This window comes from Pseudoalteromonas sp. MMG033, from assembly GCF_057197785.1.
Genome location: NZ_CM170070.1, coordinates 4304063 through 4319454, shown reverse-complemented (window position 1 = coordinate 4319454; position 15392 = coordinate 4304063). Strand labels below are relative to the sequence as shown.

13 protein-coding genes are annotated in these 15392 nt (G+C 42.5%); 6 read left to right on the top strand and 7 right to left on the bottom strand.

Annotated elements, in window-relative coordinates; all coding sequences use genetic code 11:
* The first annotated feature begins 253 nt into the window (after positions 1–253).
* Entirely contained in the window at positions 254–853 is a 600-nt protein-coding gene (locus AC2CZC_RS18835) for a class I SAM-dependent methyltransferase (protein WP_484582980.1), read from the top strand.
* Here the strand turns inward: AC2CZC_RS18835 and AC2CZC_RS18830 are convergent.
* The gene (locus AC2CZC_RS18830) at positions 842–1831 is read right to left on the bottom strand and encodes a GlxA family transcriptional regulator (protein ID WP_484582979.1); all 990 of its coding nucleotides are present in this window, start codon (positions 1829–1831) and stop codon (positions 842–844) included. The genes AC2CZC_RS18835 and AC2CZC_RS18830 overlap by 12 nt on opposite strands.
* A gap of 120 nt (positions 1832–1951) precedes the next feature.
* Between AC2CZC_RS18830 and AC2CZC_RS18825 the strand changes: the two genes are divergently transcribed.
* A complete protein-coding gene (locus tag AC2CZC_RS18825) occupies positions 1952–3853 on the top strand; it encodes a beta-ketoacyl synthase (protein WP_484582978.1) in 1902 nt (633 codons plus the stop codon).
* A 50-nt stretch (positions 3854–3903) separates the two neighbouring features.
* On the opposite strand, the gene fghA is transcribed toward AC2CZC_RS18825, so the two are convergent.
* Both fghA and AC2CZC_RS18815 read right to left on the bottom strand, forming a co-directional pair.
* Complete coding sequence (gene fghA, locus AC2CZC_RS18820; RefSeq protein ID WP_484582977.1) at positions 3904–4749, bottom strand: S-formylglutathione hydrolase; 846 nt, start codon at positions 4747–4749, stop codon at positions 3904–3906.
* Positions 4750–4827: 78 nt separating this feature from the next.
* Entirely contained in the window at positions 4828–5949 is a 1122-nt protein-coding gene (locus AC2CZC_RS18815) for an S-(hydroxymethyl)glutathione dehydrogenase/class III alcohol dehydrogenase (protein WP_063359901.1), read from the bottom strand.
* A gap of 99 nt (positions 5950–6048) precedes the next feature.
* Between AC2CZC_RS18815 and AC2CZC_RS18810 the strand changes: the two genes are divergently transcribed.
* Positions 6049–6924: a LysR family transcriptional regulator gene (locus tag AC2CZC_RS18810; protein ID WP_484582976.1), complete on the top strand. Its 876-nt coding sequence runs from the start codon at positions 6049–6051 to the stop codon at positions 6922–6924.
* Here the strand turns inward: AC2CZC_RS18810 and AC2CZC_RS18805 are convergent.
* A complete protein-coding gene (locus tag AC2CZC_RS18805) occupies positions 6921–8591 on the bottom strand; it encodes a SulP family inorganic anion transporter (RefSeq protein WP_484582975.1) in 1671 nt (556 codons plus the stop codon). The genes AC2CZC_RS18810 and AC2CZC_RS18805 overlap by 4 nt on opposite strands.
* Positions 8592–8748: 157 nt before the next feature.
* Between AC2CZC_RS18805 and AC2CZC_RS18800 the strand changes: the two genes are divergently transcribed.
* From AC2CZC_RS18800 to AC2CZC_RS18790, 3 genes are read left to right on the top strand one after another with little or no spacing between them, the layout of a single operon-like run.
* Positions 8749–9951 (top strand): lipoprotein-releasing ABC transporter permease subunit, encoded by a 1203-nt coding sequence (locus AC2CZC_RS18800; RefSeq protein ID WP_063359898.1) that lies wholly within the window; start codon positions 8749–8751, stop codon positions 9949–9951.
* On the top strand, positions 9944–10651 hold the full coding sequence (gene lolD / locus AC2CZC_RS18795; RefSeq protein ID WP_484582974.1) for a lipoprotein-releasing ABC transporter ATP-binding protein LolD: 708 nt from the start codon (positions 9944–9946) through the stop codon (positions 10649–10651). Before AC2CZC_RS18800 ends, lolD begins: the two co-directional genes overlap by 8 nt.
* Positions 10644–11873 carry a lipoprotein-releasing ABC transporter permease subunit gene (locus tag AC2CZC_RS18790; protein WP_484582973.1) on the top strand — a complete coding sequence of 410 codons (1230 nt, stop codon included), beginning with the start codon at positions 10644–10646 and terminating at the stop codon, positions 11871–11873. Before lolD ends, AC2CZC_RS18790 begins: the two co-directional genes overlap by 8 nt.
* Before the next feature lie 16 nt (positions 11874–11889).
* Here AC2CZC_RS18790 and AC2CZC_RS18785 read toward each other — a convergent pair whose 3' ends face one another.
* Genes AC2CZC_RS18785 through AC2CZC_RS18775 form a run of 3 tightly spaced genes read right to left on the bottom strand, consistent with a single transcriptional unit; the run spans position 11890 to position 15391 of the window.
* Entirely contained in the window at positions 11890–13515 is a 1626-nt protein-coding gene (locus tag AC2CZC_RS18785) for an EAL domain-containing protein (protein ID WP_484582972.1), read from the bottom strand.
* Between the two features lie 2 nt (positions 13516–13517).
* Positions 13518–14591: a protein-glutamate methylesterase/protein-glutamine glutaminase gene (locus AC2CZC_RS18780; RefSeq protein WP_484582971.1), complete on the bottom strand. Its 1074-nt coding sequence runs from the start codon at positions 14589–14591 to the stop codon at positions 13518–13520.
* Positions 14588–15391 carry a CheR family methyltransferase gene (locus AC2CZC_RS18775; RefSeq protein ID WP_237136391.1) on the bottom strand — a complete coding sequence of 268 codons (804 nt, stop codon included), beginning with the start codon at positions 15389–15391 and terminating at the stop codon, positions 14588–14590. The genes AC2CZC_RS18780 and AC2CZC_RS18775 overlap by 4 nt, the downstream gene beginning before the upstream one ends.
* Between the last annotated feature and the right edge of the window lies 1 nt (position 15392).

Below are 15392 nucleotides of genomic sequence, written 5' to 3'. Positions count from 1 at the left end.
CTTGCCAATACTTCATGTAACTTAGGCCTCAGCTAGACCTTGTTAATTTATGACCTCTAGACTCTACTGACTTGATTTAGTTATATTTATTAATAACTCCCGGTTGCAATGCTTTTGTTGTCAACAAGAAAAAAGCTTTTTCTAGAGGCTACATACTGAGTAGGTATAGAGTGTAAATAGCGTTATTTTCTAAAAATATTCGTGCGGTTTATCGTCTTAACATCAATTACTATTTAACAGCTAAGCAGGATATATGGTTGCAGGTACACGTGGCTATGAAAGTGGCGTTCAATCTTTCGCGAAGGCGAGCTTTGGGTTGAAGTTTGAAGATATCAACCAAGATTTTTTATCTCTTTTACCCGCTCAGGGTTCAAAAGTGTTGGATGCAGGGTGTGGGGTAGGTCAAAACGCCGCAGCACTGTGTGAGTTAGGTTATGATGTGTGTGCGATAGAGCCTTTAACTGCTTTTTTAGATAAGGCTAAGGCTCGCTATTCAGATCTGCCTATTGAGTGGCTAGCGGATAGTTTACCTGATTTAAAACGACTTAATTCCGCCGAGAATGTCTTTGACTTTATATTGTTAGATGGTGTTTGGCATCATTTGAGTTATCAAGAACGCAAGCAATGCCTTAACCGACTTTATGAATTATTGGCGCCCAGCGGTATTTGTGCGGTTTCGCTTAGGAATGGCCCTGCTGGATTGGGTACTCATGTTTTCCCAACAAGCAATGAAGAGCTGTTGAGCATGGCACTAGAGTCTGGCTTGGAAGTGGTTTTTCAAGTGGCAAATCAACCAAGTAAAATGCCCAATAAACATGATGTCACTTGGTCTCGCATTGCACTACGAAAATAGTTTTTTTCGAACAATTTTGCGATACGAACTTGGTGTTTGGTTCATTTGCTCTTTGAATGCTCGGGATAGCTGACTTTGTGAATTAAACCCAACGGTGAGTGCGATCTCCTGAATACTCAAGTTGCTCGAAGCTAAGAGTTCACATGCTTGCTGAAGCCTGACCTCCTGCAGGTAAGCAATGGCTGTTTTACCTGTGGCTATTTTAAAACGCCTATTGAAGCTGCGGTAGCTCATATTAAACTGCTGAGCTACGGCGGCGAGTGATTCAACGGAGCTGGCGTTGTTTTTCAGCCAAAATTGAATTGCTGCAATTTGCTCATCGCTATATCTATCTACGGCCCCTTCCAAATAGCGTTGTTCTTCATAGGGCTTTCTGATTTCATGAGAAAAATTTTGCTGAACATGATTTGCAGCATCTTTACCATAAAATTGACCAATTAAATGCACAATGACATCAGCAAGCGCATTGAGGCTTGCCACTGTGTAAAGCCTATCCGACTGAGTAATAAAGTAATCTGGTTTCAAGTCCACGTTTGGGTAGCTTTTCATAAACTGATTAGCATAATGCCAGTGGGTCGTTGCAGAGTGGCCATTTAAAACTCCGGACTCAGCTAAAAAGCACACACCCGTACCAACTCCGATAATGGTTGCACCTTGTTTCCTAGCACTGTCAATATTTTTAGCCAATAGCGGGTTGTGTTTTACGACTGGCCGAGGGTTGCGCCAAATACTTGGAACAATGATGTAATCATAGCCCTCTAATGCACCAAAGTCAGATTGTACATCCATGGTCATGCCAATATTCGCTTTGACTGGGCGACCACTCTCACTTAGACAATGGATCTCCAGGGCTTGAAATCGCTCTTTGTTATGTCGCTTTGCATAAGCCTCTCCCGCTTTGAGCATTTCGATGGGCAGTGTGACGCTGGTGATCAATAATTGTTCGTATAACGTAAGGGCAATTCGTATTTTTTCCATAAAACTCATCGGATCTGCAAAAGTTGGCGAATATTGTCAATTCAGTGGCGAATTTTGTAAAGTTATATTATCTACTTCATTCTAGAATTATTGCAACAAATAAGTATTAAAGAGTTAAGTATGACAGCATTACCTATTATTGTCGGTATGGGTGGTATTAATGCCGCAGGTAGAACATCTTTTCACCAAGCATATCGCAGAATTGTGCTCGATAAATTAGATCAAAGCACCAGAGCAGATACCTTTTTAGGTCTCGCAACTTTAATGAATTTGGTCTCTGTTGAAGGTGATAACCTCGTTACTCAAGATGGAGAAGTTATCACTAAAGCGGATGTTGAGAGTAAAGTAGGTGAACAGGTCATTGCTGGTACTTTAATTCGTAAAATTGAAAAAAATCACTTTGATGTTGATGCAACACATTGGCAGCAAAAGCTGACAATTACGGCTAATACCGAGCAAGGTATTCGTTTTACTTGTCGCAAAAGAGACTTACCAACGCCTGTGCCAAGCAGTTGGTCAGTAGAAGAAGTGGATGCAAAAACTGTTAACGTTCATGTGTCAGAGCAGCTTGAAGTAAAACACGATAGTTATAGAGATAACCCGATAAAAGCGGCGGGTCAGCTACCAACTGGCTTTGAGCCAGCAAAAATGTATAACAGCCGCTACCAGCCTAGAGGTTTGCAGGCGACCATCTTCGCAGCGACAGATGCAATAAAATCAACTGGCCTAGATTGGGACAATGTAATGTGTAGCGTTAAACCTGATCAAATAGGCACTTATTCGGCATCAGTCGCAGGCCAAATGGACAATGAAGGTTTAGGCGGTTTGGTTAGAAGTCGATTAAGAGGCGATCGCGTAAGCACCAAGCAATTAGCACTTGGTTTAAATACCATGTCGACGGATTTTATAAATGCATATGTAACGGGTAGTGTAGGAACGACTTTTTCAACAGCCGGTGCATGTGCAACTTTCTTGTACAATTTACGTGCAGCAGTCAATGACATTCAAGCAGGTCGTACACGCGTGGCTGTTGTTGCCAGTGTTGAATGCGCGTTAACGCCAGAAGTCATTGAAGGCTTTGGTAATATGGGCGCTCTTGCAAACGAAGAAGGGTTGAAAAAGCTAGATAATGCAGACGAAGCTGATCATCGCAGAACGAGCCGCCCGTTTGGTGAAAACTGTGGTTTCACCATAGGTGAAGGTGCACAGGTTGCTATTCTAATGGATGACAAACTTGCGTTAGAACTAGGTGCAGAAGTGATGGGCTCTGTTGTTGATGTATTTGTAAATGCAGATGGCGTTAAAAAGTCAATTACAGCACCTGGCCCAGGTAACTACATTACCATGGCAAAATCTGTTGCGTTGGCACAAGAAATTGTTGGGCAAGAGTCTTTGCAAAAGCGCAGCTTCATCTTGGCGCATGGCTCTAGTACACCGCAAAACCGCGTAACTGAATCGGCTATCTATCACAAAGTCGCTGAAGCGTTTTCAATCAACGGTTGGAAGCTTGCAGCGCCAAAAGCCTATGTCGGTCATACAATTGCACCTGCATCTGGCGATCAGTTAGCAATAGCCCTAGGCGTATTTAGTCACAATATTATGCCGGGTATTACAACAATTGATAAAGTCGCTGATGATGTATTTGATGAACACTTGGATATCCGTAACTACCACTATGAGTGTGGAGATATGGATATTGCGTTTATCAACTCGAAAGGGTTTGGTGGTAACAACGCGACGGCGACTGTATTTTCACCAAAAGTGACTGCGCGTTTGTTGGCTAAACGTCACGGTGAAGCTATGGTAGCTGAATATCAGCAGAAGCTTGAAAAAACAACAGAGAATCAACAGGCGTATAAGCAAGCGGCTGATTTAGGTAATTATGAACTGATATATCGTTTTGGTAACGGTATGGTTGATGAGTCGCAGCTGACCATAGATCAAAATGAGTTACACATACCTGGCTTTGATGAAGCGATTAAGCTTACAGGAAATAATCAGTATTCTGATCTGAGCAAATAGTATTAATGTTAAGCAACAAAGGCGCTAAGGAGTAGCGCCTTTTTTTGTCTTTACGCATTTAAATATTGTGCGTGGAACTCAATGTGCTGCTCAATAAAGGAGCTAATAAAGAAGTAACTATGGTCGTACCCATCATGTAGCTGATAATCGACATCGTAGCCAATTGCCTTAGCTGCATTGAGTAAAGCTTCAGGCTTAAGCTGCTCTGTTAAAAAAGTGTCATCACCACCTTGGTCTATTTTGATGGGGAGCTTTCTCTCTATTTTGTGCTCTAACATTAGCTTGGCTGCATCGTATTGCGCCCATAGAGACTCATCCTCACCCAAGTAACCTGTAAATGCTTTCACACCCCAAGGGCAGTCCATTGGATTTGTGATTGGTGCAAACGCAGAGATACTTGCATATTGATGGCTATTTTTAAGGCCGATAGTCAGTGCGCCGTGACCACCCATTGAATGTCCACTGATGGCTTTTTTATCCGAAACAGGAAAATTTGACTCGATCAGTTTAGGTAGTTCAACTGTGATGTAGTCATACATTTTATAGTGAGCGGCATAGGGGGCTTGAGTGGCATTTAAATAAAAGCCTGCACCGAGACCGAAGTCGTAGCTGCCATTTTCATCATCAGCAACATCTTCACCACGAGGACTGGTGTCTGGCGCGACAATGGCAATACCATGTTCACTCGCATACTTAAACACGCCTGCTTTTTGCATGAAGTTTTCATCGGTACAGGTGAGTCCCGAAAGCCAATAGAGTACAGGCAACTTATTATTTTTAGAGTCTGTTTTTGGCAAAAAAATGGCGAATGTCATTTCGCAGTTATTTGCTGCACTTTGGTGTTTGAAACGCTGATGTAAACCGCCAAACACTTTATTTTCGCTGATTAATTCCATATATTTCGCAACTTAAAATTAAATCCAAATTGAAAATGGTCAAAACGGTGAGACTACGCTCACCGCTTAAGCTGATAGTTAGTAGTGGATAACTGAGCGAATGCTCTTACCCTTGTGCATTAAATCAAATGCGTCGTTGATGTCATCTAATGCCATTGTGTGGGTTATGAAGTCATTGAGTTTAAACTCTCCAGCCATGTATCTTTCAACGATTTCCGGCAGCTCAGAACGGCCCTTTACGCCACCAAAAGCAGTACCACGCCAGACGCGGCCAGTTACCAGCTGGAATGGGCGAGTAGATATCTCTTGACCAGCGCCGGCTACACCAATGATAACTGATTCACCCCAGCCTTTGTGACAACATTCTAGTGCACTGCGCATCACGTTAACGTTACCAATGCATTCGAATGAGAAGTCAACGCCACCATCGGTCATTTCAACAATCACTTCTTGAATCGGCTTATCATAATCGTTCGGGTTGATTAAATCCGTTGCGCCAAGTTTCGTTGCCAGTTCAAATTTGTCGGTGTTGATGTCCACACCAATAATGCGGCTGGCACCTGCCATCGTCGCACCAATGATTGCTGATAAGCCAATGCCACCAAGGCCAAAAATTGCCACAGTGTCACCTTTTTGTACTTTCGCTGTATTTAATACAGCACCCATACCGGTTGTAACACCGCAGCCGAGTAAGCAGATCTCTTCAAGAGGCGCTTCTTTGTTCACTTTAGCAAGAGAAATCTCTGGTAATACAGTGTACTCAGAGAAAGTTGAAGTCCCCATATAGTGGTAAATTGGCTCACCATCTTTATAGAAACGGGTTGTGCCATCAGGCATAAGCCCTTTGCCTTGTGTTTCTCTTATTTTTTGGCATAGATTGGTTTTACCTGATGTGCAGAACTTACACTCACCGCATTCAGGCGTGTAAAGAGGGATAACGTGATCACCGATTTCTAAACCTGTTACACCTTCACCTATGGCTTCAACGATGCCTGCACCTTCGTGCCCTAAAATTGCAGGAAAAACACCCTCTGGATCTTCACCTGATAGGGTAAATGCATCTGTGTGACAAACGCCTGTGGCCGTGATTTTAACCAACACTTCGCCAGCTTGGGGCATCATGACATCGACTTCTTCGATGCTAAGGGGTTTACCTGGGCCCCATGCGATGGCCGCTTTGGACTTGATAAATTGTGCCATGTTGTTGTTTTCCTATTTTTATAGAGAGACATAAGTATAACCTTTATTATAAATTTGATAATCTCGAAAATAATAAAAGACTTTTACGGATTTGTAATAATGGATAGGTGGGTTGGCATAGATGAATTTGTCGCAGTGGCTGTGTATGGCTCTTTTACCGGCGCTGCGGAGCAGTTAGATACCTCAGTAGCGCAAGTGAGTAGGCGGGTTAAAACGCTTGAAGGCACACTCGGCTATCAACTATTAAACCGAACAACAAGGAAGCTCTCTTTAACAACAGAAGGAAATGTTTTTCTATCTCATGCGAAGCACCTACAACATGCACTTGATGATGCGACATCGGCTTTGCGACAAAGAGATAGCCAACCGGCGGGTAAAATAAAAATGACAGCGCCGGTGATGTATGGCGAGCAATACATTATGCCACTGGTGAATGAATTTATGACCTTGTATCCGAATATACAGATCGACATGGAGCTTAATAACAACAAATTGGATTTGATAGAGCAGGGGTTTGATTTTGCGATTCGCTTAGGCAACTTAAAAGACTCGTCAATGAGGGCAAGGCTGTTGTCTCACCGCCAAACATTCGTGTGTGGCTCGCCCGCATATTTAGCTAAGTCGACCCCCATAAAGTGTATTAAAGATTTAGAACAACATGTTTGCTTAGTGGGTCAATCGAGTGTGTGGCGCTTTTTAGATAATGGGAAAGAGCATCAAATGAATGTTAAAGGCCGTTTACGTTGCAATAGTGGCTGGGCGCTAGTAGATGCTGCGAGACAAGGCTTGGGTTTGGCACAATTACCTCATTATTACTTGATGGAAGCAATAGAAAATGGAGAGCTTGTTGAAGTGTTAAATACGTATAGACCAGAGTCCGAAGGTATCTGGGCGGTTTATCCGCCCAGACGATATTTACCCACTTCGGTAAGAGAGTTACTAGAGTTTATTGCCAAAGGCTTAAAAACACCTTAGTCCTCAGCGCTTGTTGAAAGTGACATGGCCTCTAATGCTTTATTCAGTGCTGCTTCACGACTGTGACAAAATGCATCAGTACCGAGCTTTTCACGGATGTTGATTTTGTTCAGTTTCTCACTAGTCTCTTGGTTGGGTGAGTAGATGAAAACTTGAACGTTGGCATCGATTGCATCTGTGATGGCGTTCTCGATGGCTAAGCTCACTGTGACATCTAACATGGCAACATCACTTAAATCCAAGACCATGGTCTTATATTCGCTGATATACCTGTGTTGGCGTGCAATGGCTTTAGAGACACTGAAAATCATTGGTCCAGACAAGTAGAAGAATAGCAATTTACCTTGTGCTTGCTCTAATAATGCCTTTTCATGACTGCTCAATGGCACATCTTCGTCAGTGTCATTGTCACTAATGGCTTTTACATGCTGCTCTTGTACTCGGCTCAAGCGCTCAATCACCATGATGTTTGAAATAAACACACCTAGGCCGACTGCAACAATTAAATCAACAAATACAGTGAGTAACATCACGCCATACATAATAGCCATTTGGCTGATACTCAATTTGTGCGCGCGTTGAATAAAGCTCCAATCAAGTATGTTGTAGCCCACATAAACGGCAATACCGGCAAGCACTGCCATAGGAATAGGCTCTGTTAATCCCCCAGCAACAAACACAACCGCCATTAATATCAGTGCACGAATAATACCCGCAAGCGGTGAGCGTGCGCCAACTTGAATATTAACAACTGTCCCCATAGTCGCGCCTGCACCAGGTAGGGCACCACACAAACCTGAAATCATATTTGCAATGCCTTGTCCGCGAAGCTCTTTGTCAGAGTCGTGTTCAGTACGAGTTAAACTGTCACCAATCACTGCGGTAAGTAATGTATCAATACATCCCAAGGTGCCTAAAACAAGCGCATCAATCACCATGGAAGTAAACTGCTCTGCTGTAAACGTCGGCCAGACAATAGAAGGGAGCCCGCTGGGTATCTCACCAATACGGTTAATACTATCGGTATCGAATAAGACAATAGAGACCAAGGTAACCGCGACCAACGCGACCAACTGAGCGGGCACATATTGGCGGCACTTTTGCGGTAAATAAAATAAGATACCCAGTGTCAATATACCTAAAAACAGTTCAGCGACATGTAGGTCTAGAAGTAAGCTGGGTAGCGCTCCAAGCGTTCCTAACACGCCACCAGCTGGAGCTTGATGACCTAATAAAGGTGCCAGCTGCAGGATTATGAGTATGACGCCAATACCTGACATAAAGCCTGATATCACGCTATATGGCATTAGCGTTACATATTTACCGAGTTTTAATGTACCGAGGAGTATCTGAAAAGCCCCGGCCATCATCACAACGGTAAAGCCCATTGCTAATCCGTTTTCGGGGTACTGTGCCATCATAGTGGTCAGAACAGCGGTCATAATAACCGTCATCGGACCTGTTGGCTCAGAAATCAAAGAAGTAGAACCGCCAAATAAGGCAGCGAAAAGACCGACGAGAATAGCGCCCCACATTCCAGCTTCTGCACCGGCACCAGAAGCAACCCCGAAGGCGAGGGCTAGGGGAAGAGAAATAATAGCAGTGGTCACACCACCGAACAAATCCCCCTTAAAATTCATATGCTTAAATCTGTCTAGGGATAACATAGAACTTCCATACCGCAAGATTTCACGCATTTTACACCAAATTTAGACATTAAGTAGCGGATAATTAAAAAAATTTTACACAACAAGGTGTGACCAGTTGATCTCATCTGTGTTAGCATTATCCAAATACAAGAAAACAAATAAATAAAATTTCAATATGTTTCAATCGGTTAGCCTGTTTGTCGGGCTTAGGTACAGTCGCTCGTCCAAGGGAAATGCGTTTGTCTCATTCATCTCATTTTTCTCGATTGCGGGGATTGCACTTGGCTTAATGTCTTTGATAACAGTTAATTCTGTGATGAATGGCTTTGAGCAAAGTTTAAAAAATGCCATGCTCGATTTAATCCCGCATGTACAACTTTCTGAAAAAGATAATACTCAACCTGCTGAACATTTAGATATGCTTGCAGTATTGCCAGGTGTAAAACGTGCCTCGCCTTATGTCACCTCTGATGTTATTTTGCAGACGAATAAAGAGCTAGTTGGAGTCAGGCTGCAGGGCTCTTTCTCTGGTTACCCAACGGCAATACACCCCCATGTTGAGTCGGGTAGTGTCAAAGCAATGCATGATAGTCGTTATCAGTTAGCTATAAGCCGTTTTCTTGCTAATAAGCTAGATGTCCGGCTTGGAAGTCAAGTGCGCGTCATTTTTCCAGATATTACAAGCTACACCCCCCTAGGCAGAGTACCTAAGCAACGGCTGTTTACTGTCGCTGCTATCTATAACTCTCGAAGTGAGGCGGATACCAGCCTTGCATTTGCCGATGGCAAAAGTCTAATGAAACTGTTGAAAAGACAGCCTAATGAATTTGATGTGAGTCTCACTTTAGATGATGCGTTCTCTGTGGGGGCATTTAAATCCGATAATCAAAAGCTATTATCTGACTTTTCCTATCAAGATTGGCAAGTGCAGCAAGGCGCGTTATTTGCCGCAGTGGCAATGGAAAAACGTGTCATGTCTTTATTACTGGCTTTAATTGTAGTCGTAGCAGTGTTTAATATTGTTTCTGCACTTTCGATGATGGTGAGTGAGAAGCAAGGCGAAGTGGCGATATTACAAACGCTAGGGTTTACGCCGAACAAAATTGCGCAAGTTTTCATGATACAGGGTTTATATAACGGTGTTGTCGGTACTTTTATAGGTTCTATTTTAGGCTTGTTACTGGCTGCAAACATAAATGAAGTATTGAATTTCGTTGGCTTGTCACTGCTAGGTGGCATGGCACTGCCAGTGAAGTTTGATACCGTCAGCCTGTCTTTTATTATTTTTACCAGTTTATTATTAAGTTTTTTAGCCACACTCTATCCTGCACAAAAAGCAGCAAAAGTGATGCCTGCCGAGGTTTTAAGATATGAATGATCCTGTGATCCAATGCCAAGCACTTAACAAATCATACCAAGAAGCAGGTAATCAAGTGTCTGTGTTAAAAGGAGTAAACCTATCTCTTGCGCAAGGGGAAACGCTTTCAATCGTGGGAAGTTCTGGTTCAGGAAAAAGCACCTTATTACATATTTTAGGGACTTTAGATTCGGCAACAGACGGGACATTAAAAATTAAGGGGGTTGAAGTACAATCGCTATCACGCGCAAAGCAAGCTGATTTTCGTAATAAACACATGGGCTTCATCTATCAGTTTCATCACCTATTGATGGACTTTAGTGCACTTGAGAATGTCGCGATGCCACTTTTAATCGCTGGTAAGTCTAAGCAAGAAGCTAAAAGTGAAGCGGCTAAAATGCTTGAAAAAGTAGGTCTTGGTCACAGGGTAGATCATCGACCGTCTGAATTATCAGGTGGTGAAAGGCAGCGTGTTGCGATTGCTAGAGCGCTTGTGACTAAGCCTTCATTGGTATTGGCTGATGAACCAACAGGTAATCTAGATAAACATAACGCCTTGAAGATATATGAGCTGTTGAACGAGTTAAACAAGGAATTTGAAACGAGTTTTGTGATTGTGACACATGACCTTGAGCTTGCAGAGAAGTTAGGTCGAGTGGTACAGCTAGATGACGGTGTACTGGTTGATTATCAAAAAGAAGGTGGGCGTTTAAATGCTTAGTCTGTTTTTAAGCAAACGGCTTCGAGAAACCAAACATCAAAGCGGGTTTATAGGCTTTTTAAGTAAAGCGTCAACCATAGGTGTTTTTTTGGGTGTGACTGTTTTGATCGTTGCTCTGTCTGTTATCAACGGGTTCGAGCAACAATTAAAGGAAAGGCTGCTTTCGGTTGTTCCCCATGTAAGTTATCAAGCCCCATATGAACCGATCAGCGATTGGCCTACCAAGGTCAAGTTACTTGAGAGTCAGCAGGGCGTTTTGGCTGCGACACCGGAGATAAATTTAACCGGAATGGTTCAGTATAAAGGCAAATTAAAGGCGACGCAGTTAAAAGCGATAGAACCTAGCAAACACACTCAGGTTTCTAGTATTCATCGTTTCATTCAGCCTATTGATTTAGAAAACTTAGATGAAAACGAAATCATCCTAGGAAAAGGGATCGCGTCTCAACTTGGTGTAGACCTAGGTGATAAAGTGACGGTGTTAATTGCGAACCAGCATGCAAAAAATGCACTGGCAGCGCCAAAACGCGTGTCATTTAATGTCGCGGGGCTTATTTCCATGGGGGGGGAAGTCGACAAGAACCTCGCTTTGGTGAGCTTACCAAAAATCCAGCAAGCATTAATGTTAGAGAGCCAAACGGTTACTGGTCTTCGTCTTGCTGTTGATGATGTATTTAATGCGCATCAAATTGCGATGAGCGCTGGTCGTGCACTACCAGATCTCGTCTATGTTCAGAGCTGGTTTAGAACGCAAGGTAGCCTGTATCAAGATATTCAAATGGTCAGAACCATTGTCTATTTAGTGGTGTTCTTAATTATTGCTGTGGCCAGTTTTAATATTATTTCGTCAATGGTTATGGAAGTGAAAGAAAAGCAAGCTGATATTGCGATTCTGAAAACCATGGGTACGCGCGATCGCACTATTTTTATGACATTTGCTATTCAGGGCTTGAGCTACGCATTAGTTGGGGCGTTTTGTGGCTTAGTGGTTGGTACACTGTTAGCGCTCAATATTTCTGATTTATTTATGCTTTGGACGTCAATCGATGGAAGTAATCCATTGCAGGGCGTTTATTTTATTGAGTTTTTGCCAAGCAAGTTAGACTGGATAGATATCGTGATTGTTTTGGTGGCAACTGCGTTTATTTCTGTGCTCTCGAGTTTATATCCTGCATGGCAGGCAACTAAAATTGAGCCTGCACGAGTACTTGGTGGTGGATAGAGCTAATTGACTTTGATTAGCTCTCAAAGTGTAAATAGCTCGACTTGTCTTCTAAAACATACTCGACAAAGGCGTCAATGGGGAGAGGCTTACTATAGTAATAGCCTTGTACATATTGTACGCCTTTTGCTTTGGCATAAATCATTTGCTCCATATCTTCAACGCCTTCCGCAACAAGCGGCTTATCTAGGTTTTTGGCTAAAGATACAATTGAATTAAACACAGATTGAAGTTTGCCGTCTTTTACCACATTTGTAACAAAAGAGCGGTCGATTTTTATTTCATCAAAATGTAATTTACATAAATAGCTCAGACTCGAAAAGCCGGTACCAAAGTCATCAATAGAAATAAGAAACCCTTTGCCCTGAAGAGAAACAAGCACTTCATTTACATAGGAAAAATTGTCTATTAAGGCTGACTCAGTCAGCTCAAGCTTGATACAGCGAGGGTCAATTTTGTACTCTGCTAATGCATGCAGTAATTTGCTTTCAAAATTGACGTCTAAAATCTCTACCACACTGATATTAATAGCGAACATATAGTTTTTGGGCTCTATCCCTTCGCTTCTAAGCTTATCTTTGGTTTTTTTGATTTGCGACAGGGTAAACATAGTGAGTTTATTAATATCACCGGTACTCTCAACAATTGGAATAAACTCGACAGGAGAGACTGGTTGCCCATCCAAAGTCCACCTCATAAGGCATTCGGCGCCAATTAAACACTCTGTTTTTGTGTCATGTAGCGGTTGCAGTACAACACTAAAGGTATTGTCTGAGTTTTCATTATGAAGTGCATCTCTAAGCGCGGTCTCAATTTTGTTTTGTCGCTCAATTTGGCGCGCGAGTCCTTCTTGAAATTCAACCAATCTTAGTTTTTCAGATAACACATCAAAGGTGGCCATTTCAGCTTTGTTTAAGCTAAGTTCGTGGTCATCTTTACTTGTTTCTTTATAGTAACCCAGTGCAACGTTGCTATAAAAACTACTGTCGTTGAATTCGAATGGTTCGTTAAGGTGGTTGTAGAGGGCTTCAATATTTATCGGGGATGAGTTGGGGATGAATACGCAAAAACAGTCTGAGGAGTGTTTCGAGAAAATACCTTGCTCATATTCGCCTTGAAAGCGAGAAAGTACCTCCATAAAGACTAAATTTGCTACACCTATATTCCACACCTCGGATATTCGTTGGTAGTTACAGATCCTGATACAACACATTACACCTGTTGTATCGAGCTCCTGTACCTTTGCAACAAAGGCTTCTCTATATAATAAGCCCGTATGAGGGTCGCGAATGGCTAATTGCTTGTTAAGGCGTCTAATTGCTACGAGTTCTTCAATTAAGTCGACTTTAACGAAGGTGAGGTCATTTTTTCTTGTATAACTGAATCTAACCCAGTGCACATTGCTGTTATCTACACTGACACCTAGCTCCAATTGGTCAAAATCAGTTTCAAAAAGTATTTGTTTACTGTCCAAGTCATTGAAGTCTTGATCGAAGAACTTTAATGTTGCGCAGTCGACAATATTATCACCCACATTTAAAGTCATTAAATTGCTGGCTTTATCTGAGATCCCTGTGATCACCCCATCTTTCTCATATGCTACGTAGATGATATTGAGCAGTTCTAACAGGCTTTTTTGCATACCTAGCACCTTAACACTTTTAATATTTGATACGGGATATTGCTGAGCGAAAAGACTTTGTCTACTGCGCCTCTGGCGATGGCTTCTTTGGGCATGCCAAATACCACGCAGCTGGACTCACTCTCTGCAAAATTGATTGCGCCAGCCTGCTTCATATCTAACATACCGGATGCACCATCATCACCCATACCTGTGAGTATTACGCCAATTGCATTGCGTCCCACTGATTGTGCGACTGATCTAAATAACACATCTACAGATGGCTTGTGTCGACTCACTAAAGGACCATCTCGTACTTCTAAATAGTAGTCGCTACCTTGACGTTTTACCAACATGTGCCTACCACCGGGCGCTATATATACATGTCCCGTTTTCAATCTCATCGCGTTTTCACCCTCAACAACAGTGTGACGTGTAATTGTATTTAATCTCTGTGCAAATGCATGAGTAAACTTACTGGGCATGTGTTGGACGATAACGATGGGCGGTGTATCTGGCGGTAATAAAGACAAAAAACCAGTAAGGGCTTCTGTCCCGCCAGTGGATGCACCCACTGCAATGACCTTGTCATGGGTAATAGGCGGCTTTAATTCGTTTGGTGAAGCAGGGGGGAGGACTTCATCAACGGTATGGTTGTGCCTGAGTGATTCTTCAGCTAGGTAGCGTAATGGCTTTACTTTGGCTTTACCTGCTGCCTTTATGGCATCAATGATTTGTGTGATACCTTGATTATTAAGAAAGTCTGTTAACCCCTGCGTGGGCTTTGCAATGACATCGACGGCACCAGATGCGAGTGCTTCCATTGCAGTTTCGGTATGTTTTTGGGTGAGGGCAGAGCACATAATCACGGGAGTGGGCTTTTCTTGCATAATTTTTTTCAAGAAGGTAATGCCATCCATTTTGGGCATTTCAACATCGAGCAAGATAACGTCCGGCCAATTCAACTTCATTTTTCGCTCTGCTAATAAGGGATCTGGTGCTGAGCCGATAAGCTTTAAATCTCTATCATGTTTGATGATCTCGCCCACGAGTTGCCGCATTACCGCAGAATCGTCAACGATAAATACGCTAATCATAACCGGACCTTTTTATAGATACAGGGTTGGATCAACTCCAGCCCTTGGCGTTTTTTTCTAAGTGACTCAGAGTGACCTAAAAACAGCAATCCGCCATGGTTAAGTCTATGCACAATGTTATCGATAATGGCTTTTTGTTTGATTTCATCAAAGTAAATTAAAACATTGCGCAAAAAGATGATATCAAAAGAATAGTCTACCTTTTTTAAACGTAGCAAGTTATCAACATAGAAAGTACAGTGGCTTTTAATGGCTTTATTGACCGTAAATGTCCCTTCATTTTGGTCTATTCCTTTTAAGCAATACGCGCGTCGATACTTTTTGGGAATTTTTTGTGAGGTAGACATGGCAAAGCAGGCTTCTTTTGCCATTTCCACTGCCGTTGGTGATATATCTGTTCCAGTTACAGACCAATTTCTGCCGTAGAATAAGTCGTCTAACACCATGGCAATAGAGTAGGCTTCTTCCCCTGTGGAGGACGCTGCACTCCATGCTTTTATCGGCACTCTGCGGCTTTGCTTACCACGAAAGTAGTCATATAAAAATTCAAACTGTACTTGCTCACGGAAAAAATAAGTTTCATGCGTCGTCATCTTATCGATAAAAATATCCAGCTCCTTTTTACCTACTGGACTGATTATTAATTGATAGTATTGATTATGTGTCGCACATGCATTGGCCCGCAGTCTTGAGCTTAAACGGCTGGCCATGATATCCGCCTTAGAGGCATTCAACCGAATCCCAGTATGCTCATCGAGCACTCTGTTTAATTGATTGAATTCAAGCTGACTAATTGCCATA

Coding starts and splice junctions, on each gene's coding strand:
- fghA (WP_484582977.1), bottom strand. CDS start 4,749: ATGGAATTAATCAGCGAAAATAAAGTGTTTGGCGGTTTACATCAGCGT.
- AC2CZC_RS18815 (WP_063359901.1), bottom strand. CDS start 5,949: ATGGCACAATTTATCAAGTCCAAAGCGGCCATCGCATGGGGCCCAGGT.
- AC2CZC_RS18810 (WP_484582976.1), top strand. CDS start 6,049: ATGGATAGGTGGGTTGGCATAGATGAATTTGTCGCAGTGGCTGTGTAT.
- AC2CZC_RS18835 (WP_484582980.1), top strand. CDS start 254: ATGGTTGCAGGTACACGTGGCTATGAAAGTGGCGTTCAATCTTTCGCG.
- AC2CZC_RS18830 (WP_484582979.1), bottom strand. CDS start 1,831: ATGGAAAAAATACGAATTGCCCTTACGTTATACGAACAATTATTGATC.
- AC2CZC_RS18825 (WP_484582978.1), top strand. CDS start 1,952: ATGACAGCATTACCTATTATTGTCGGTATGGGTGGTATTAATGCCGCA.
- AC2CZC_RS18780 (WP_484582971.1), bottom strand. CDS start 14,591: ATGATTAGCGTATTTATCGTTGACGATTCTGCGGTAATGCGGCAACTC.
- AC2CZC_RS18785 (WP_484582972.1), bottom strand. CDS start 13,515: ATGCAAAAAAGCCTGTTAGAACTGCTCAATATCATCTACGTAGCATAT.
- AC2CZC_RS18775 (WP_237136391.1), bottom strand. CDS start 15,391: ATGGCAATTAGTCAGCTTGAATTCAATCAATTAAACAGAGTGCTCGAT.
- AC2CZC_RS18800 (WP_063359898.1), top strand. CDS start 8,749: ATGTTTCAATCGGTTAGCCTGTTTGTCGGGCTTAGGTACAGTCGCTCG.
- AC2CZC_RS18805 (WP_484582975.1), bottom strand. CDS start 8,591: ATGTTATCCCTAGACAGATTTAAGCATATGAATTTTAAGGGGGATTTG.
- AC2CZC_RS18790 (WP_484582973.1), top strand. CDS start 10,644: ATGCTTAGTCTGTTTTTAAGCAAACGGCTTCGAGAAACCAAACATCAA.
- lolD (WP_484582974.1), top strand. CDS start 9,944: ATGAATGATCCTGTGATCCAATGCCAAGCACTTAACAAATCATACCAA.